Genomic DNA, 16,645 nt, shown 5'->3' on the forward strand with positions numbered 1-16,645 from the left:
GCGCCCGCGAAAGACGGCAGCCCCCCGGAGGCGGCGCAGCACGACCGGGCACCAATGCGGGGCTATGCCTCAGGCGTCGTCAGCATCCGGGCGAACTGATCGTCGCCGATCTCGGTCTGGGCGATCAGGACACTGCAACGAAGCTGATCGGTGAGATAGGTGCCGACCGAGCCAAACCACCATCGCGCCAGCGGCCCGGAGGGCCGATGGCCCACCACGACCAGATTCGCGCCGATCTCTTCCGCGACCGCGGCGATCTGCTGTGCAGGCGCGCCCATGCCCAGCCGTGCCGTCGGTGAGAATCCAACGGCCCTGAGCCGCTCGACGCCCTCGGCCAGGATCGCCTTGTAGGCCGAAATCTGCTCGTCCATCGAGATCCCGACGCCGCCCTCCAGGGTCGCAAGCGCGGGGGCGTTTTCCACCACCGCGAGCAGGAAGACCTCCGCGCCGCACAATTGCGCAAGCTTCGCACCTTCCCGCAACGCGCGCCGTCCCTCGATCGAGCCGTCATAGGCGAGCAGAACTTTTTGATACATGAGGCGCCCCCTTCGATGGCCATGAGTCCGTGAAGGCTAGCACTTATCGACCGGCTGGGAAGCTGAACTTGCTCCCGGGAGGAGCAATCGGGAAGATCCCCCGCTTCCGGATTCGGCGCAGGAGCGCTGCAGGGCCGCGATCCCTGACCTTTTCCCGTTTCGGCCTGCTTCCCTTCCCAAAGCCCCGGCGGCCCGTTGCCCCTGCCCGGGCGATCAGCTTAGATGGACCACACAGCATTTGCCGGAATTCGGGCTCCGACAGACCATGAACGACAGTCAACAGCCCCCGGCGAACCAGACGCCGCCCGGCAGACACGGCACGTTCGCCGCCCTTGCGTTCGGCCTCGTTTTCATCGGCATGGGGATGCCGTTCGTCCTGATGTGGGCCGGCATCATTACGCCGGATCCGTCGAAGTTGAAGGCGCCGTTGTGGGTGGTCGGCTGCGCGGGAATGGCGTTCGTCCTGGCCGGGCTTTCGTTTGTCCTGAACGCTCCTGGCGCGACCCTGCGGCGCAACGGCAGCCTGCCGGAGACCTCACCGCGACCGCTGCGCATCGCCAAGGATGCGACGTCGCTGGGAATCATCATTCTACTCGCCCTTGTTGCGACGTGGGCCGCCGTCGGAACAGGCGAGATCAAGACCACAATCTCGGCAGGCGGAATAACGTCGCAGCGAAGCGGGGATTCCACCATCGGCCGCATCGTCTTCGCGGCAGGCGCCGCATTGTGCTGGATTTTCGTGTTGTTTGCAGCGCGGCAGATGTGGCGCAAGCACCGCGCGGGCTGACCTGCCGTCATGACGCGCCGTTTGCTTCAAGCAGGTTCTGATGGCGCTCTCGGCACGTCCATCCTGGGCGCACCCGACACGATTCGAACGCGTGACCTTTGCCTTCGGAGCCCTGCTCCACCCAAACAGCTGATTTAATGCTCTTTTCAGGGCCGTTGCCCCTGCCCCGCCAATCGGCTAAATGAGCTCTCACGCACCCGTAGCTCAGCTGGATAGAGCGTTGCCCTCCGAAGGCAAAGGTCACACGTTCGAATCGTGTCGGGTGCGCCATTACCCCTTCCGATGCCGCGGACAGCCCCCCGAACGGCATGCCGCTTCCCGGGGACGGGCGCTATTTCTCGCTTGAAGCTTGCCGCGCGTCCAGAAGACGCTGATAGACCGCCGATTGCCGGAAGCTGTGCAGGAACGCGTCCGGCGCCAGCCGCTGGCGCATCGGATTGGCCATCAGATGGCGGTGGGCTTTCAGCACCAGATCGAACTGGCATGCCTTGTCGGCCGCTTCCTCGAGTGAACGGAAGTAGAATGGGTAGTCCGCACCGAGATACTCGACGACGGCGGGAAGCGGGTTGACGAGCAGCGGCGTTCCACGCGCGATGCATTCGATGACGGCGTTGTTCGCACTGGCGCAAAGCAGGTCGAGAAACACGATGTTGCGGGTGAGCCAGTCATCGTATTCGGAGGGCGGCAGATAGCTGTTTTCGATCGTGTTGTCGCGGTGCCTGCCGTCGAGCTTCCGGTTGCGCCATTCATGAACGAACTCAAGTCGCGACAGCCCCTTCTGGGTCTTGTCGAGAAGCGCGTCGCCGAGTTTCAGGCGTATCTTGCGGTAAGGCGACGTCGTATCGAGCGGAAGATACTGGATCGACAATGTCCGGCGCAGCCACCAGCCGATGGAGATGATTTTCTTGTCGGCATTGGCGAGGAACGATTCGAAATCGAACAGGGCGGACGGGATCTCGGTTGGATGAACCAGTGCCGACACCGCGACGCCGACCCGCGCGCGCAGGAATCCGGCCAGATCGTCCGACAACGTGAAGAGCCCCAGGCAATGCGGAAGGCTTTGCTGGAACCTGTCCGATGCCACCACATGCTCGATCCTCGGTCCGTCGGGAAACCATGCCGGCAAGGAATGGGGATTGTGGAAGAAGCCGGTCCAGGGACGCGTGAACGGAAGATCCTGCTGGTAGCGCGGGTTCAGTTCCCGGCTGAAAGTCCTGTCGAGAAAGCCATCAAACAGGACGCCCGCATCGGAATGCTCCGGCCGCAGCGCATCGATGGCGATCGCCCAACCCGACCGGTGATGACCGAACACCTCCTGTTCGCCGATCCGGATCGTGCCGCGCGGCTGCGAATGGTTCATGGCTGGTCGCATCGCAGGGTGACGCTCAGAACGGCAATTCCGAGCGGACGCGGATCGCCGGGGGCAAACCAAGGATCGCATACGAGTTCGATGCGCTGCTCCTCCCGGTCGACGCGCGCAGCGAGCGGGAGGGGCACGATGATGGTCGTTCCGTCAACCCGGATCGAGTTCCCGGGAATCAGCGTGCGATTGAGCCGGACACGGAAGCGCTCGAGGAACCCGGCGTCGAGCGGCCGGACCTCCTGCACCTTCAACGCGAGCACCCCGTGTTGCGGGGAGACCGGCGCCAGGAAGGATGCGTGCGGTTCCGACCAGCGAAGAAAGCCGTCCGAAACATCCTCCGGCGGAAACCAGCCGACCCAGCCGGTCTCCTGAAACAGCGAGAGCTCGGACGTGGTCCTGTCGCCTCGCCACCATCGCGCGAGCTTGCGGTATCGGGCCTTGATCCCTTCCTGGACCGCGCGAAGCTGAAGTCGCGTGAGGCGGTGGAGCGTGGGAGCCAGCGGTCCCTCAAAATTGTTGACGGCACGGATGTAGTCGGCAAGGCGCAGACCGCGAAATCGGCGCCGAACACGCAGATACGACGGAATATGGGATGGCAGCTCGCGCCAGAATGGATGACAGCCGGGCGTGCGCCGAACCTCAAGCGCCAGTTCGGCACGGGACGACATCGTGCTATCCCAGCGCGGAACGCTTTGCAGGGCAGCGATCGCTTCCGGTTGCTGCAGCTTGCCGGCGAGATACTCCAGCGTAAGACCGACGTGCTGCGACAGGCCGAGACGCGCGGCAAGCGCCTGAAGCACATGCCAGTCCAGCGCGCCTCCATACCTGATCTGGAAGAAGGCATCCGCAAGCCAGCGCATCGGTGGCGTCGGATTATAGCGCAAGCCGTGCTCGCATGTATGAATCAGGCTGCATTCGGGGGACAGCAAACGATAATGGATACCGTCGAGCGCGATGGTTCGCGCCGACTGCCAGATGTCAGCCATGATCGACGGATCGAGAGGACGGCCGTGGAAGAATTCCCAGTGAAGATCGATCTGGCTGTCGCCACGATAGAACTGACAGGCATGAGTGGCCATCGGCAGCAGGTCGAGATTGTGGAAGTTCGCTCTCCAGCCCGTGCTCGTCAGCGCCTTGATCGCCTGGCTCAACTGGCTGCGGGGGACCGCGATATCGACATCCGACATCAGCCGATTGGCATCGGGATAGGCATTCACATTGAGGGCGGCTCCCTTGAGCAGCATGATATCGATTCCGGCCGAACTGAGCGTGCTCCCGATCTCGCGGATATCCCGGCGAAATCTCTGATGCATGACCCATGCGTGGCGCACGACGCCGCGCAGCCGGTCGTGATCGCGATAGGTCTCTCCCCAGTGTTTGAGGCGCTCGTAGAGCAGCATCAGGAACAGGTTGAGACCGTTGTCGACGAAGAACAGATCATCGGCCCGGCTCCAGTCGCGAAAGGCGGCCCGCGCCGCGCCGCCATCGTCGAGCAAGGAGGCCTTGATCAGCAATTCCTGATTGGCGTTCGGCCACACGCCATGAGGCCAGACGGGACGAAAACGGTCCTGACCCGACTGCGCGTTCATTTCGTCTTGCCGGTCCTGCGCAGCCTGTGCACGAGGTTGGCATATTGAGTGCCGGCAGATCGGGAGAGACTGGCTTCGTGAAGCCTCCGGTAAACGACGACCTGTTCCATCTGCTGAATGGGCGCGCCGCGCGATTGCGCCCTCGTGATCCAGTCGAGAAAGTCGCCGATGCGCAGCGCAGCGTCGAAGGGACCGACCAGATCGAACACGCTGGCACGCATCATCGCAGCGCTCGGCACATAGCCCGGTCGGACGGCGGAGTGATCGACCGTGCTGCTGTCGAGAGCAAGACGTTCCTGCTCCGTACGGAAAGTCAGCTGTTTGCCCAATGCAATGGCGCAACGGGGATCATGCTCCAGCACCGCGCGCTGTTGTTCGAGACGCCGGGGCGCCATCAAATCGTCGGCGTCCAGCAGGGCAATGGCTTCGCCATGCGCCGCGGCGAGGCCGCGATTGCGCGCCGCCGCAACCCCCGCATTGGGCTGCGCAATCAACGTGACGCGCGTGCCGAACTTACCGACGCAGTCGGACGTGTGGTCCGTGGAGCCATCGTCGACGACGATGATCTCGTCAGGCGCCGCCGACTGGGACAGAACGCTGTCGATGGCGTCGCCAATAAAGCGACCGGCGTTCCAGGCGGGGATGACGACGCTGATCGATATCATGATGCGTGAGGAACCGGATGTGCCTGCACCGTCGAGCCTGTCTGCCCGGCGAGAAGGATCAGTTCGGCGATACGAGGCGGGATTGCCTCTCGATGCGTGCCAATGTTGAGCCACCAGGACGGCATGTGGCGGGCAAGGGTCGTCAGCCACTTGATGCCTTCCGGGCTGGCCGGCGTGAGAGCCAGGGTCGACGGCACCAGCGCACGCCAGGTTTCCCCGGGCTTGGCCGGCGAGAAGGTCGTCTCCGACTTTCCGGTGATGCGCGGGAGCAGGATTGCAGCCAGCCGACGCTGCCGCGGCAACCGGCCGGCAAACGCCGGATGGAGATAGAATGTCGGCTTGCCGTCGCCGCGGACTGAATCGTCGAGTGGCGCAAGGTTTTGCGTGAAGCGCTCCACGTCATGGGGCAGCAGCTTGCAGGCGTTGTACAGGCTGAAGGCATGCCACTCGCCGCCGAGCTTGCGCGCCAGAAAGACATCGTCGCCAAGGCACTCGAGGGCGGAATGGTGCAGGCACGCGAAGGCCGTGCTGGACTTGCCCGCCCGGTAGGTTCCGGCCAGCGCCACTGCGGATCGCCCGTCCGCGACGACGGCGCCATGGATCAGATGGCCATCATGCTCCCTGAACCATCGATGCAGGAGATCGCGAAAAGGCGTTGCCATGTCCCAGGCTGGAATGAGGGTGACGTTCCGGAACGACGACAATGCAATGCGCCGGGCCGGCGCGATCAGGTCGAGGCGCCCGCCATCGCCGGGAGTGAAGTTCGCCGAAGGCGCGTCCGGCGAGGTATCGGATTGCGACCAGCGCTGACCCGCGGCCGTCCATTCATCATTTGTAAGCTGGATTGGCGGCGATTCACTGACCTGCGCAATGATCGTCAGTTCGGCAGGACTGTCAAACGCGGCAGCAAGGTGCGCCAGCGATGGATGCAGTCGGGAGTAGAGCTTTTCGGAAAGATAGTGGACCGCGATATGCTGCGCTCCAATCTCGTAACTGCAGCGCACGGCGGGTGTAATCGATCGCACATAATCCAGCAGCCGATCGGCCTGATCGCTTGAAACCGGCGATGTCCGCGGCGTATTCACATCACCTGCGAACAATTGTTTGCCTTATGTCGTGATCAGATGCGGCCAACCAGCCTCATCGGTATCATGCACGATGTCCGCAAGCAGAAGCTCGCGCAACTCGTCAAACTCTTCGACCACCGGCGTTGCATAGGCTTGCGCCGACGTGAGCCGCACCGGCTCCTCGGCGGTCTGCGTCAGCAAACCTTCGTCATGCAGGCGCGCCAGGAACAAGTTGATTTCCTGGCTGGCGCCTGGTGGCGCATCGGCGAATGCCGCGCTCAGCGATTCCGCGGTTGCCGGACCTTTTTCCAGCAGGCTCCACAGCTCGGCGGCCGTATCGTGAAAGCTGAAATAGGATCCCGTTCCGAGGTTAACGGCGATGATTTCGTCATCGAACCTGTTGTGTGAAATCTGAGCCTCGAGGATCTTGTAAGCGGCTGTCACATTGCGGTCCTCGGGTCCGGAAACGGACATTACTGTAGCTGGCAGAATATACTGCAGCGGCGAAATCGCGTCAAACGACGCACCCGACGATCCGTACCGGTCGGCGTCAGCGACGGTACTTCGGCAATGACCAAATCTGCGCCATCGCCCGCATCGAGGCTGCCTGATCGATGGTCAACCGGACGGTCGAAGACACCTCCGTCCCTGCTCTCCTGGATGGCTGCAACGGACCACAGGTCGAATTGCCATGTTACCCAGTCGATGATAGATGCCAGAATGCCCGTCGGATTTGCGCCGGGCCGCCATCGGGCGTAGCTTGGGCACCTGAACAGTTTGTTTTCGGCAATTGCCGGTGCCTTCTTCAGCAGTTTGCCAGATTGTGACCAAATGGACGACGAGTTTTCGCGCGAGTTACTCGAACGCCTGAGGGCAATCGAGGAGCGACTGGACGGCCTTGAGAAGAGTCAGAGCCAGTTGCAGGAGGCCTACGCAAGGTCTCGCGCCCATCTTCGCCGGTCCTGGCTGCGTCCGCCGATGTGGACATTCGAACAGCATACGCCCCGCAGGCTCAATCTGCGTTCCTTTCCGGGTCCGCCAGCCCTGCCCGGTCGCGTGCCCGCCATCGCCATCGTGACGCCAAGCTTCAATCACGCACCATTCCTGGCAGCGACCATCGACAGCATCCTCGGGCAGAATTACCCGGCGCTGTTCTATCATGTGCAGGACGGCGGCTCCGAGGACGGCAGCGTCGAGATCCTGAAGAGCTACAACGACAGGATCAGCTGGCAAAGCGCGCCGGACCAGGGGCAGGCCGACGCGATCAACCGCGGCTTCGCGGGCGTCGACTGCGAGATCATGGCCTATCTCAACAGTGACGACACCCTGCTGCCGGGAGCGCTGGCCTGCGTAGCCAATTTCTTCGCGGAGAGACCTGATATCGACATCGTCTACGGGCACCGCATTTTCATCGATTATGGCGGCTCTGAAATCGGGCGCGCCATCTTGCCAGCGCATAGCGACGAGGCGCTTCGCTATGCCGGATATGTGCCACAGGAAACCATGTTCTGGCGGCGCCGCGTATGGGACGCCGTCGGACCGATCGACGTCAACTTTCAGTATGCGCTGGACTGGGACTTCATGTTGCGAGCGCAGGCCGCCGGATTCAAATTCGCGCGGATGCGCAGGTTTCTCGCCTGCTTTCGTGTGCATGACGAACAGAAGACCACCAGGAACTACGAACTCGGGCGAAAGGAGATGCAAATCCTTCGCTTGAGGCATCTGGGACACCTGCCCAGCCAGATCGAAATATCCCGCGCCATCGCGCCCTATTTGCTTCGTCAGTTTATCTTTCACTGGAGCTACCGGCTCGGCCTGACGAGACGATGATCGGCGCGATCGTCCGGCGGTGGTCCCTGCTATCTGGCGGTCGCGGCAAGCCATCCCGGCACCGGCCGCCGCTGGCTCGACAGGTAGCCCGCCATCGTGGACACAACCGGCATGACGGATGGACGCGAGGTCATGCGCTCGCGCCAAGCCAGCAGCTTCGGCGTTTCCGGCCCCAGCACCGCGCCCATGCGTTCGCCGAACAGAGCTGCCATGTAGAATGCAATGTCTGCGAAAGTGTAGTCGCCGGCGAGCCATTCGCGATCAACCAGGCGCGCCTCCATCTCCGCGTAATAGCGTGACGCGCCGTCGCGGGCGGCGACCGCTGACGGATCGTCGGGCCTGTCCTGCAATCCCATCAACCGGACGACATGCGGGAAGTAAACCTCATCGGACTTCAGCTCGAGTTGACGCGCGGTGGCCCGGGCCGCGGGTTCGCGGGGCCACAGCGGCGGCGCCGGCCGTACGTCCTCCAGGTATTCGAAGATCTGCGTCGAGTCGAAAAGCTCGACGTCGCCGTCGATCAATATCGGCACCTGGCGCTTCGGATTGACCCGCAGCACCTCGGGATGTCGCGGCTCGTATCCGCGATCGCGATCGTACGGCACCATGACCAGTCGGTGATCGATATCCTTCTCGATCAGGGCGATCTGCACCTTCGCACCGAACATGCTCAACGACGCGGAATAAAGGATCATCTCGCCTGCCATCGATCTGCACATACCGTGTTGGTCACGTCCCTACCCGGCGCCACGGACCGCAGTCAATCCCCGGCAGCCTGTCAGACCTTCCCGCACCAGCTTCTCATGTTGTGCAGAAAGCCCGGGCTTTTGACGCGATCGCCCGGGCCGGTCGCCGCATGGATCGTGCAACGCGACCGCGGCGATGGTAACGCGTTCGAAACGATCAGAGACGATAAACAGGATCCAGGATTGAACGATCCGGCGCGATTAACCGAAAGAGAAAGCTCCATGAGCGAGCGAATTGAGACGCTGAAGAAGGCGCGCCAGCGCATGGCCGACGACCGCGATGCCTTCGCCAAGACGCTGGCCGCCCCGTTCGACCGCGACAAGGCCGAGCGGGCGCGGCTCAAATTCCTCGAGACCCAGGTCCTGATCGACGCCATCGATCGCGCCATCGCCGGGGAACAGGCGGGGCCGGCCGCCTAAATCGCCCTGGGATTGCGCGGGGCCGCTTCGCGGTGACGTCCGATCCGGCTCTTGAACCGGTGGCCGATCACGATCAGGGCGCCTTCCGGTCGGACGGACGCCTCGGGGACATCGGCCGAACGCCGGACCGGAACCGGCGGCTGGTTATCCTGGGTGACGGCTTCAAGCGCGTCGAGAAACTCCCGGCCGGCTGCAGTGATTTGCCATCCCTCGGCGTCGCGCAGCACGTAACCGCAGCCGAAAATGTCGATCGCGGCAACCCGGGCGGCAAGACGTTTGATCCGCGCGCTCCATTCCGCGCCGCTGGCCGAGAGAACCGCGATGTCTCTCTTGAGGGAAGCGAGCGTGGCCCGGCCGCTGTCGTGACTGGCCAAGACCTTCAGAATGGCAACCTGCAAGCTCACGCGAACGCCCTGGACCGCAACGGTTCTTGTTCTTTTACGCAGTCGTTCAGACAAATTAGCTCGCGCCCGGCACGCTCGTCCAGCGCAGCCGGGCAGTTATCCGCAGACTTGAATTCCGCGCGACGGTACGCGGTTTCAGACTTTGACCAGGCTTTCGAAGCCGCCATAGATCATCCGCTTGCCATCGAACGGAGCCGACTTCGAGTCCATCGCGTCCATCATGTTCTTGAGTCGCGGATCGGCCATCACCTTGGCGTTGATCTTGTCGCGCTGGGCGCGCGACTTGTAGGTGATCCAGGAGAACACCACGGTCTCGCCGGGCTTCATCTTGACCGCGCGCGGGAACGAGGTGAGCTTGCCGGGCTTGACGTCGTCGGCGACCCATTCGCGGTAGTCCAGCGCGCCGTATTCGCGCCAGACCTTGCCGCATTTGGTGGACATTTTGCGATAGGCCTCGATGTTCTTCTTGGGGACCGCAACGATAAAGCCGTCGACATAGGACATTGGTTCTTCCTCTCCTTGTTCGCCATGACGAGCTGCAGCCGATGAGCGCCCGCAATGCGCAACTGAATCCTTGAGTTATGGCAACAAGATGCCAGGACCGCCGCGGGCCGGTACTGGTCACGTAGCCGCACCCGGTCGATCCGCACGCCAACCGCGCTCTTCACGCGAGAAATTCTTCCAGCTTGTCGAACAGCGCGCTCCATCCGCGCGCATGGCCGTCACGCGCGGCTTCGTCGAAGAATTGTTCATGGTGCAGCGTCAGCAGCGTGCCGCCGCCATCCGGCTGCAGCGACACCGTGACCTGCGATTCCCGCTCCGGCGTCGAGTGCCACGCCCAGCTGAACGCAATCCGCGCGTTCGGCGTCACCTCGCGATAGACGCCGTCGACCTGAAAATATTCGCCGTCCCCGGCTTCGAAGCTGATGCGGTAGCGGCCGCCGACGCGCAGATCGATATCCGCCCGCACCGAGCCGGGCTTGACCTGCGCGGGGCCGAACCAGCGCGCTATTTTTTCCGGGTCGGTCCACGCGGCGTAGACTTTTTCGGGGACCGCATCGATACGACGCGTGAGGGTGAGGCTCGGCCGGCTGGCGAGACCGGCATTGCCGGCAGCGGCTGATGAGGTGGCCATGTGTCTTCCTCCAGGAATGCGGCGAGGCGGTCGAGATTTTCGGTCCAGAAGCGCTGGTAGCGATTGAGCCACTGCATCGCCTGCTCCATCGGATCGGCGGTCAGCCGGCACGCCACGGTGCGCCCGGTCTTTTCGCGCGCGATTAGCCCTGCGTCCGACAGCACGTCGAGATGTTTCATGACCGCGGGCAGCGACATCGCGAACGGCTGCGCCAGTTCGCTCACCGAAATGCTGTCCCGGCTGCCCAGCCGCGCCAGCAGCGCGCGCCGCGTCGGGTCCGCCAACGCGGCGAAGGTGCGGTTCAGGACCTCATCGTTATGCTTAACCATGAGGTTTAATATATCGGCACAATGATACGCGGGTCAAGCACCCGCCAGTGATGACGTGAGGACAGTGATGGTGGTCCGGCGATTCACCGTCATCAGGACTCGCTGGACGAGCCTGGTGACGGCGGAAGCCGAGTACCGGTTTCAGTTGTTCCGGTAGGTCCGTCCACGCCGCGGCTGCTGATTCAAGGCCGCGCGCGGATTGACGTTGCAATAGAGGTTGCGGCCCGACGCGCTCGCCATGCATTGGGCATAGGTCTGGTACGAGCAGTCGCCGGGAATGCCGACACCCCTGCCCTGCGCACAATAGGGGTAATCGTAAGCCGCGGCCGGCGTCGGGCTGGCTATGGTGGCGGCGCCTGCCGCCAGCACGGCCAACACTGCCATTGTTGCATTGCGCATGATCTGGTCTCCTGGTCTGGGTTGCGTCGCCGCCAAGAAAACCAGATCACGCCCGCAATGTTCCGTGATGCAGATCACTCGACCTTGAGGCCGGCGGCCTTGACCACCTTCTCCCACTTTTCGGTTTCGGCCACGATCATCTTGCCGAAGGCTTCCGGCGGCCCCGGCAACGGCTCGCCGCCGAGATCGATCAGCTTGGCCTTGATCGCGGGTTCCGCGAGCACTTCGTTGAACGCCTTGTTCAGCTTCTCGATGATTTCCTTCGGCGTGTTCTTCGGCGCCGCCGCGCCGAACAGCGCGCTCGCCTCGTAGCCCGGAATGGTGTCGGCGAGAACGGGCACGTCGGGCAACAGCGGGGATTTCGCCGTCGAGGTTACCGCCAGCGCGCGCAAGGAACCGGCGCGGATATGCTGCAGGATCGAGGGCATGTTGTCGAAGATCAGCTGGACCTGGCCGCCGAGCATGTCGGTGAGCGCGGGCGCAGCGCCCCGGTAGGGAATGTGCTGCATCTTGACGCCAGACATCATCATGAACATTTCGCCCGACAGATGCACCGAGGTGCCGTTGCCCGACGACGCCAGATTCACCTTGCCCGGATTGGCCTTCACATAGGCGATGAACTCCGCCACCGTGTTGGCCGGCACGTCCTTGGCGACCGTCATGACGTTGGGCACGCGATTGAATGCCGCGATCGGCGCAAGGTCGCGCACAACGTTGAACTTCAGGTTGGCGTAGAGCGAGGCGTTGATGTAGTTGGCGGGATTGACCAGCAGGATCGTGTAGCCGTCGGGTTCCGCATTGATCACGGACTCGGTGGCGATATTGTTGCCGGCGCCGGGCTTGTTTTCGATCACGAACTGCTGGCCAAGGCGCTCGGACATCCGCTGGCCGATCAGCCGCGCGATGATATCGGTGGCGCCGCCGGGCGGATAACCGACCACCCATTTCACCGGCCGGGTCGGATAATTCTGCGCCGCGGCGGTGCCGATCGATGCCATTGCCGAAATGCCGATCGAAATACCCGTGGCGATCAGGCAAATCGCGGTACGACGTGAGGTCATTCAGTTCTCTCCCGGCGGCCGCGTCGTATCGCACGGTCCGCATCTGTTGAATTGATAACGGCCGCCGTTTAACAAACAATGCGGGCGACGGCCAGTGCGGCGGATCGTCCTCAACCCCGACGAAAGGATGACGCATGGCTGTCATGGTCGACGCGCTCGATCACATCGTGATCAATGTAGCCGATGTGGCGCGTTCCGCCGAATGGTATCGAACGATCCTCGGCATGGAGGTCCAGGTGTTCGATCCGGGTCCGGGCAAGACGCCGAGAACGTCGCTCAGGTTCGGGAACCAGAAGATCAATGTGCGGCCGCGCGACGCCGACAAGGTCGAGTGGTTCACCGCGGACCACGTCGCCGCCGGGAGCGACGATCTGTGCTTTCTCACCTCCAGCGCGCCGGACGAGGTGGTGGCGCATCTGAAGGCGCATGGCGTGGCGATCGAGGAGGGCCCGGTCGCCAAACAGGGCGCCCGCGGCACGCTGCGATCGGTCTATTGCCGGGATCCCGACGGCAGTCTGATCGAGATTTCGTCGTATGAGGATGGCGCGTAACTCACCGTCATTCCGGGGCGGCTCGCAGAGCCGAACCCGGAATCTCCTCCAGGGTTCGCTGCTTCGCATCGCCCCGGAATGACACACGACTCAAAGCGCGATTTGCCCGCCGCGCGATCCAATGGCAGAACTGGTTCCAAGCAAGAACACGTGAAGGCAGCCGGAAAGGCTGCGCGGGAGGACCAATGAACAATTCTCAGGCCGCGCCCGGCATCGTGGGGCCGTTTGCGGGGCTCGACGTGCCGTGGCTGCTGCGGATGCGGGCGGAGACGCGGCGCGACCATCCGTTTCTGATCTGGGCGCCGTTCGATGCGCCGGCGCGGAACTGGACCTATGGCGAGTTTCACGAGCGGGTCGGCGCGCTGGCCGCCGGGCTTGCCGCGCGCGGCATCAAGCCCGGCGAGTATGTCTTGATCCATCTCGACAACTGCATCGAGGCCATGCTGAGCTGGTTCGCCTGCGTCGAGCTCGGCGCCATTGCGGTGACCACCAACACCCGCTCGGCGCCGGCGGAAGTGGAATATTTTGCCGGTCATTGCGGCGCGGTGGCCGCGATTACCCAGCCGGCCTATGCCGAGATGGTAGCGGCGCATTGCCGGAATTTGCGCTGGCTCGCGGTGATTTCGCACGATTCCGGCGCGGCACCGGCGCAGGGCTTCAATCCGCAACGCGGCGACCGTTTCGAAGCGCTGTTCGCCGAGAGCGCCGACCGGCCGCGCCGCGCCACCGATCCGCAAGCCCCCTGCAGCGTGCAATACACCTCCGGCACCACGTCGCGCCCGAAGGCGGTGCTGTGGACCCACGCCAATGCGCTGTGGGGCGCCAAGATCAACGCCGCGCACCAGGATCTGCACGCCGGCGACGTGCACCAGACCTATCTGCCGCTGTTCCACACCAATGCGCTGGCCTATTCGATGCTGGCGAGCCTGTGGGTCGGCGCCACCTGCGTGATCCAGCCGCGGTTCTCCGCCAGCCGTTTCTGGGGCGTGGCGCTGCAGCACGGCTGCACCTGGACCTCGACGATCCCGTTCTGCATGAAGGCGCTGCTCGACCACGAGATCCCCGGCAATCACAAGTTCCGGCTGTGGGGCACCGCGATCAACGATCCGCCGCCGTTCGCCGCCTTCGGCATCAAGATGATCGGGTGGTGGGGCATGACCGAGACCATCACCCACGGCATCGTCGGCGAGGTCGACCAGCCCAATATCCCGATGTCGATCGGCCGGGCCGCCGCGGAATACGCCATCCGCATCACCGGTGACGACGGCGCGCCGACCGCGGTCGGCGACACCGGCAACCTGCTGATCAAGGGCGTTCCCGGACTGTCGCTGTTTCAGGAGTACCTGCACAACGAGAAGGCGACGCGGGAGAGTTACGACGAGCACGGCTATTTCATCACCGGCGACCGCGTCACGCTGCTGGACCACGGCTTCATCAAATTCGGCGACCGAGCCAAGGACATGCTGAAGGTCGGCGGCGAGAACGTCGCGGCGTCCGAGATCGAGCAGGTGATCGCGGTGGTGCCGGGCGTGCGCGAGGCCGCGGTGGTGGCGAAGAAGCACCCGATGCTCGACGAGGTGCCGGTGGTGTTCATCATTCCCGCCGCCGGCGTCGCGGGCGCGCCCAAGAACCTGCACGACAGCGTGATGGCCGCCTGCCGCGGCGCGCTGGCCGATTTCAAGGTGCCGCGCGAAATCCACTTCGTCGACGACATGCCGCGCTCGACGCTGGAGAAGGTGGCGAAGGCGGAACTGCGGAAGCTGCTGGACCAGGAGACACTGTGAGGTGTCATTCCGGGGGCGGCTCGCAGAGCCGAACCCGGAATCTCGAGATTCCGGGTCTGGTCCTTCGGACCATCCCGGAATGACGGTGTTAGCCGCTCAATGATACCCGAACGCGATCGGGCGGAAGGCCTGCAGCAGATGCGGGTCGAGTTTGTCGCCCATCTCCTCCATCATCGCGAACGCCCTGGCATGGGTGTGCTGCAGCCGGTAGGCGCGCTTTTCCACCAATGCGGCATAGATATCCACGATCGTCGTCAGCCGCACGATGTCGCTGATCTGGTTGCCGCGCAGCCCATCGGGATAGCCTGTCCCGTCGAGAAATTCGTGATGGTGCAGGACCACGTCGAGCATTTCCGGCGGAAAGCCGCCCTGGGCCGCCAGCACGTCGTAGCCGCGGCGCGGATGCCGGCGTATTTCGGCCATTTCTTCCGATGTCAGCGGTCCCGGCTTGTCGAGGATCGCGACGGGAACGAAGGCCTTGCCGACATCGTGCAGCAGGGCGGCCCGCGCCAGCCGGCGCTGATCGTCCTCGCACATGCCGAGGTGCTGCGCGAACGCGACGGCAAAGCCGGTGACGAACAGGCAATGGCGATAGGTGTCGACGTGGTGGCAGCCGACCGTGGTCAGCCATTCGCGCAGTGACGAATGCTCGATGGCCTTGATGATCTTGCGCTCGGCCGCCACGATGTCGCTGAACTGCAGCGGAACGCCCTGGGGAAGTTTCTCGAACATCCGGACCATCACCGCATGGGCGGCCTCGACGCCCCGGTTCAGGGCCTTGCCGCGATCGGTGGCGTCGTAGCCATGGCTGTCGGGAAACGCCGCGCGGATGCGCTGCAGAATGGCCGGCGCATCGAACGGCCGCGCGATGGTGTCGGTGGCGCCGAGCGCCCAGGCCTGCATCGAGCCGTGGTGGAGCGCGTCGGCGAGCACGAACAGCCGCGGCATCGCGCGGTAGCGCTCCGAGCGCAGCTTGTTGCGGACCAGCTGGACGGCTTCGGGCGACCGCAGGTTGATATCGACCACCACGCCCGCGAACTGGCTGGGCGCGTCGGGCAGGTCAGCCATCGCGACGGTATCGACCTCGCTCACCGTCTGCAGAATGGCGGCCAGTTCGCGGCTCTGATCGTTCCGGTCCGACGCCAGCAGCAGCCGGCGTCTGGGCGAAGACTGAGGGACTGGAACTGTCATGGATCCTCGGTAAAGCGACGGCGAAGTTGCAACCCGAGGCTACCCCATGAGTGGTTCTTCCAGGCTTAATGGGCATCGTGAATGCGGAGCCAGTGCGAACGTTAAAAGTTTAACGATCTCGATGACCTTGGTTGGCACTGGGAGCTAATACCGTTGGGAGTTGCGATCCACTTCAACCACCAGATACGCGTCTGCCCTCTCGCGGCACGATCTGCCCGAGGTTTGCTTTCGTTCTCCCTCCAATGAGGGAGCAGGGAATGCCGGATGCGCGCTGCACCCGCGGTCTCGTGTGCGAAGTTGTGCGAAAGAGGTGCACACGAGCATACAGGGCAGCGGAGAGCATCCGACATTCCCTGCGCAATGGCTTTACGGCTTATCTCGCGCTCACCCCGGAGTATCGGATTCTTCTCGCCTCCGTCGCCCCGCGGAACCTGACACTCGAGCCCGGTCGGGCTTTCGCGCCTCCGCGAGACTTGACGCCGACCACTGAGGCGCCAGGTCCACACGATTTTGCCGTACGCTCCGTCATCGCTCGTCTGCGCGTCCTGAAGATTGCTCACGGAGTTTATCCCGCCCTGCAATCCATCGCGCGCCCGATGCCTTAGCGTCCACCGCATCCCATCCCAACGTTCGGTGACGATGGCCAACGCCCCTTCCTCAGGAACAGGATGGCGTGAGTCTTAACGGTGTTTCGGGTTTCGGTAAAAGCGAAATCTTGCCCGACGGGTTGATTTGTCGCAGGCGACGCCAAGCGGCGAGGCGCCGTGTCTCATGCCGCCATCGCCACC

General features: G+C 63.6%; 20 protein-coding genes and 1 tRNA gene. 7 read left to right on the plus strand and 14 right to left on the minus strand.

The window, feature by feature from the left end:
- Positions 1-62: 62 nt before the first annotated feature.
- On the minus strand, positions 63-536 hold the full coding sequence (locus Q8R73_RS11300) for a universal stress protein (protein ID WP_305719624.1): 474 nt from the start codon (positions 534-536) through the stop codon (positions 63-65).
- 265 nt (positions 537-801) lie between these two features.
- On the opposite strand from Q8R73_RS11300, the gene Q8R73_RS11305 reads away from it, so the two are divergent.
- The gene (locus tag Q8R73_RS11305) at positions 802-1,323 is read left to right on the plus strand and encodes a hypothetical protein (protein WP_305719625.1); all 522 of its coding nucleotides are present in this window, start codon (positions 802-804) and stop codon (positions 1,321-1,323) included.
- Positions 1,324-1,516: 193 nt separating this feature from the next.
- Positions 1,517-1,593, plus strand: a tRNA-Arg gene (locus tag Q8R73_RS11310).
- 61 nt (positions 1,594-1,654) lie between these two features.
- Here Q8R73_RS11310 and Q8R73_RS11315 read toward each other — a convergent pair.
- From Q8R73_RS11315 to Q8R73_RS11330, 4 genes are all read right to left on the minus strand, one after another.
- Positions 1,655-2,683: a hypothetical protein gene (locus tag Q8R73_RS11315; RefSeq protein ID WP_305719626.1), complete on the minus strand. Its 1,029-nt coding sequence runs from the start codon at positions 2,681-2,683 to the stop codon at positions 1,655-1,657.
- Positions 2,680-4,200 carry a nucleotidyltransferase family protein gene (locus Q8R73_RS11320; protein ID WP_305719627.1) on the minus strand — a complete coding sequence of 507 codons (1,521 nt, stop codon included), beginning with the start codon at positions 4,198-4,200 and terminating at the stop codon, positions 2,680-2,682. The genes Q8R73_RS11315 and Q8R73_RS11320 overlap by 4 nt, the downstream gene beginning before the upstream one ends.
- A 71-nt stretch (positions 4,201-4,271) precedes the next feature.
- Positions 4,272-4,940, minus strand: coding sequence for a glycosyltransferase family A protein (locus tag Q8R73_RS11325; RefSeq protein ID WP_305719628.1), 669 nt, complete (start codon positions 4,938-4,940; stop codon positions 4,272-4,274).
- Positions 4,937-5,506, minus strand: coding sequence for a hypothetical protein (locus Q8R73_RS11330; protein WP_305719629.1), 570 nt, complete (start codon positions 5,504-5,506; stop codon positions 4,937-4,939). The genes Q8R73_RS11325 and Q8R73_RS11330 overlap by 4 nt, the downstream gene beginning before the upstream one ends.
- 30 nt (positions 5,507-5,536) lie before the next feature.
- On the opposite strand from Q8R73_RS11330, the gene Q8R73_RS11335 reads away from it, so the two are divergent.
- On the plus strand, positions 5,537-5,998 hold the full coding sequence (locus Q8R73_RS11335) for a hypothetical protein (protein WP_305719630.1): 462 nt from the start codon (positions 5,537-5,539) through the stop codon (positions 5,996-5,998).
- A 51-nt stretch (positions 5,999-6,049) separates the two neighbouring features.
- Here Q8R73_RS11335 and Q8R73_RS11340 read toward each other — a convergent pair whose 3' ends face one another.
- Positions 6,050-6,481 carry a PqqD family protein gene (locus tag Q8R73_RS11340; protein WP_305719631.1) on the minus strand — a complete coding sequence of 144 codons (432 nt, stop codon included), beginning with the start codon at positions 6,479-6,481 and terminating at the stop codon, positions 6,050-6,052.
- 357 nt (positions 6,482-6,838) lie between these two features.
- Between Q8R73_RS11340 and Q8R73_RS11345 the strand changes: the two genes are divergently transcribed.
- Positions 6,839-7,837 carry a glycosyltransferase family 2 protein gene (locus Q8R73_RS11345; RefSeq protein ID WP_305719632.1) on the plus strand — a complete coding sequence of 333 codons (999 nt, stop codon included), beginning with the start codon at positions 6,839-6,841 and terminating at the stop codon, positions 7,835-7,837.
- Between the two features lie 29 nt (positions 7,838-7,866).
- Here Q8R73_RS11345 and Q8R73_RS11350 read toward each other — a convergent pair whose 3' ends face one another.
- On the minus strand, positions 7,867-8,532 hold the full coding sequence (locus tag Q8R73_RS11350; RefSeq protein ID WP_305719633.1) for a glutathione S-transferase family protein: 666 nt from the start codon (positions 8,530-8,532) through the stop codon (positions 7,867-7,869).
- Between the two features lie 273 nt (positions 8,533-8,805).
- Between Q8R73_RS11350 and Q8R73_RS11355 the strand changes: the two genes are divergently transcribed.
- On the plus strand, positions 8,806-9,003 hold the full coding sequence (locus tag Q8R73_RS11355; protein ID WP_305719634.1) for a hypothetical protein: 198 nt from the start codon (positions 8,806-8,808) through the stop codon (positions 9,001-9,003).
- Here Q8R73_RS11355 and Q8R73_RS11360 read toward each other — a convergent pair.
- The 6 genes from Q8R73_RS11360 to Q8R73_RS11385 all read right to left on the minus strand — a co-directional run bounded on the left by Q8R73_RS11360 (position 9,000) and on the right by Q8R73_RS11385 (position 12,331).
- Positions 9,000-9,407, minus strand: a complete 408-nt coding sequence (locus Q8R73_RS11360; RefSeq protein ID WP_305719635.1) for an aminoacyl-tRNA deacylase — start codon at positions 9,405-9,407, stop codon at positions 9,000-9,002. The genes Q8R73_RS11355 and Q8R73_RS11360 overlap by 4 nt on opposite strands.
- A gap of 135 nt (positions 9,408-9,542) precedes the next feature.
- On the minus strand, positions 9,543-9,911 hold the full coding sequence (locus Q8R73_RS11365) for a DUF1428 domain-containing protein (RefSeq protein ID WP_305719636.1): 369 nt from the start codon (positions 9,909-9,911) through the stop codon (positions 9,543-9,545).
- Between the two features lie 160 nt (positions 9,912-10,071).
- Positions 10,072-10,470: an SRPBCC domain-containing protein gene (locus tag Q8R73_RS11370; protein WP_305719659.1), complete on the minus strand. Its 399-nt coding sequence runs from the start codon at positions 10,468-10,470 to the stop codon at positions 10,072-10,074.
- Positions 10,416-10,871 (minus strand): helix-turn-helix transcriptional regulator, encoded by a 456-nt coding sequence (locus Q8R73_RS11375; RefSeq protein ID WP_305719637.1) that lies wholly within the window; start codon positions 10,869-10,871, stop codon positions 10,416-10,418. Before Q8R73_RS11375 ends, Q8R73_RS11370 begins: the two co-directional genes overlap by 55 nt.
- Positions 10,872-11,012: 141 nt before the next feature.
- Entirely contained in the window at positions 11,013-11,270 is a 258-nt protein-coding gene (locus Q8R73_RS11380) for a DUF3551 domain-containing protein (RefSeq protein WP_305719638.1), read from the minus strand.
- Between the two features lie 74 nt (positions 11,271-11,344).
- Positions 11,345-12,331 carry a tripartite tricarboxylate transporter substrate binding protein gene (locus tag Q8R73_RS11385; RefSeq protein ID WP_305719639.1) on the minus strand — a complete coding sequence of 329 codons (987 nt, stop codon included), beginning with the start codon at positions 12,329-12,331 and terminating at the stop codon, positions 11,345-11,347.
- A 134-nt stretch (positions 12,332-12,465) separates the two neighbouring features.
- Between Q8R73_RS11385 and Q8R73_RS11390 the strand changes: the two genes are divergently transcribed.
- Both Q8R73_RS11390 and Q8R73_RS11395 read left to right on the plus strand, forming a co-directional pair.
- A complete protein-coding gene (locus tag Q8R73_RS11390; protein ID WP_305719640.1) occupies positions 12,466-12,882 on the plus strand; it encodes a VOC family protein in 417 nt (138 codons plus the stop codon).
- Between the two features lie 185 nt (positions 12,883-13,067).
- Positions 13,068-14,666: an AMP-binding protein gene (locus Q8R73_RS11395; RefSeq protein WP_305719641.1), complete on the plus strand. Its 1,599-nt coding sequence runs from the start codon at positions 13,068-13,070 to the stop codon at positions 14,664-14,666.
- Between the two features lie 96 nt (positions 14,667-14,762).
- On the opposite strand, the gene Q8R73_RS11400 is transcribed toward Q8R73_RS11395, so the two are convergent.
- Positions 14,763-15,857 carry an HD domain-containing protein gene (locus Q8R73_RS11400; RefSeq protein WP_305719642.1) on the minus strand — a complete coding sequence of 365 codons (1,095 nt, stop codon included), beginning with the start codon at positions 15,855-15,857 and terminating at the stop codon, positions 14,763-14,765.
- Positions 15,858-16,645 lie beyond the last annotated feature (788 nt).

This window comes from Bradyrhizobium sp., from assembly GCF_030697065.1.
Classification (GTDB): domain Bacteria; phylum Pseudomonadota; class Alphaproteobacteria; order Rhizobiales; family Xanthobacteraceae; genus Bradyrhizobium.

Coding starts and splice junctions, on each gene's coding strand:
- Q8R73_RS11335 (WP_305719630.1), top strand. CDS start 5,537: ATGGATCAGATGGCCATCATGCTCCCTGAACCATCGATGCAGGAGATC.
- Q8R73_RS11325 (WP_305719628.1), bottom strand. CDS start 4,940: ATGATATCGATCAGCGTCGTCATCCCCGCCTGGAACGCCGGTCGCTTT.
- Q8R73_RS11340 (WP_305719631.1), bottom strand. CDS start 6,481: ATGTCCGTTTCCGGACCCGAGGACCGCAATGTGACAGCCGCTTACAAG.
- Q8R73_RS11385 (WP_305719639.1), bottom strand. CDS start 12,331: ATGACCTCACGTCGTACCGCGATTTGCCTGATCGCCACGGGTATTTCG.
- Q8R73_RS11300 (WP_305719624.1), bottom strand. CDS start 536: ATGTATCAAAAAGTTCTGCTCGCCTATGACGGCTCGATCGAGGGACGG.
- Q8R73_RS11305 (WP_305719625.1), top strand. CDS start 802: ATGAACGACAGTCAACAGCCCCCGGCGAACCAGACGCCGCCCGGCAGA.
- Q8R73_RS11380 (WP_305719638.1), bottom strand. CDS start 11,270: ATGCGCAATGCAACAATGGCAGTGTTGGCCGTGCTGGCGGCAGGCGCC.
- Q8R73_RS11355 (WP_305719634.1), top strand. CDS start 8,806: ATGAGCGAGCGAATTGAGACGCTGAAGAAGGCGCGCCAGCGCATGGCC.
- Q8R73_RS11390 (WP_305719640.1), top strand. CDS start 12,466: ATGGCTGTCATGGTCGACGCGCTCGATCACATCGTGATCAATGTAGCC.
- Q8R73_RS11315 (WP_305719626.1), bottom strand. CDS start 2,683: ATGAACCATTCGCAGCCGCGCGGCACGATCCGGATCGGCGAACAGGAG.
- Q8R73_RS11375 (WP_305719637.1), bottom strand. CDS start 10,871: ATGGTTAAGCATAACGATGAGGTCCTGAACCGCACCTTCGCCGCGTTG.
- Q8R73_RS11365 (WP_305719636.1), bottom strand. CDS start 9,911: ATGTCCTATGTCGACGGCTTTATCGTTGCGGTCCCCAAGAAGAACATC.
- Q8R73_RS11345 (WP_305719632.1), top strand. CDS start 6,839: ATGGACGACGAGTTTTCGCGCGAGTTACTCGAACGCCTGAGGGCAATC.
- Q8R73_RS11400 (WP_305719642.1), bottom strand. CDS start 15,857: ATGACAGTTCCAGTCCCTCAGTCTTCGCCCAGACGCCGGCTGCTGCTG.
- Q8R73_RS11350 (WP_305719633.1), bottom strand. CDS start 8,532: ATGATCCTTTATTCCGCGTCGTTGAGCATGTTCGGTGCGAAGGTGCAG.
- Q8R73_RS11395 (WP_305719641.1), top strand. CDS start 13,068: ATGAACAATTCTCAGGCCGCGCCCGGCATCGTGGGGCCGTTTGCGGGG.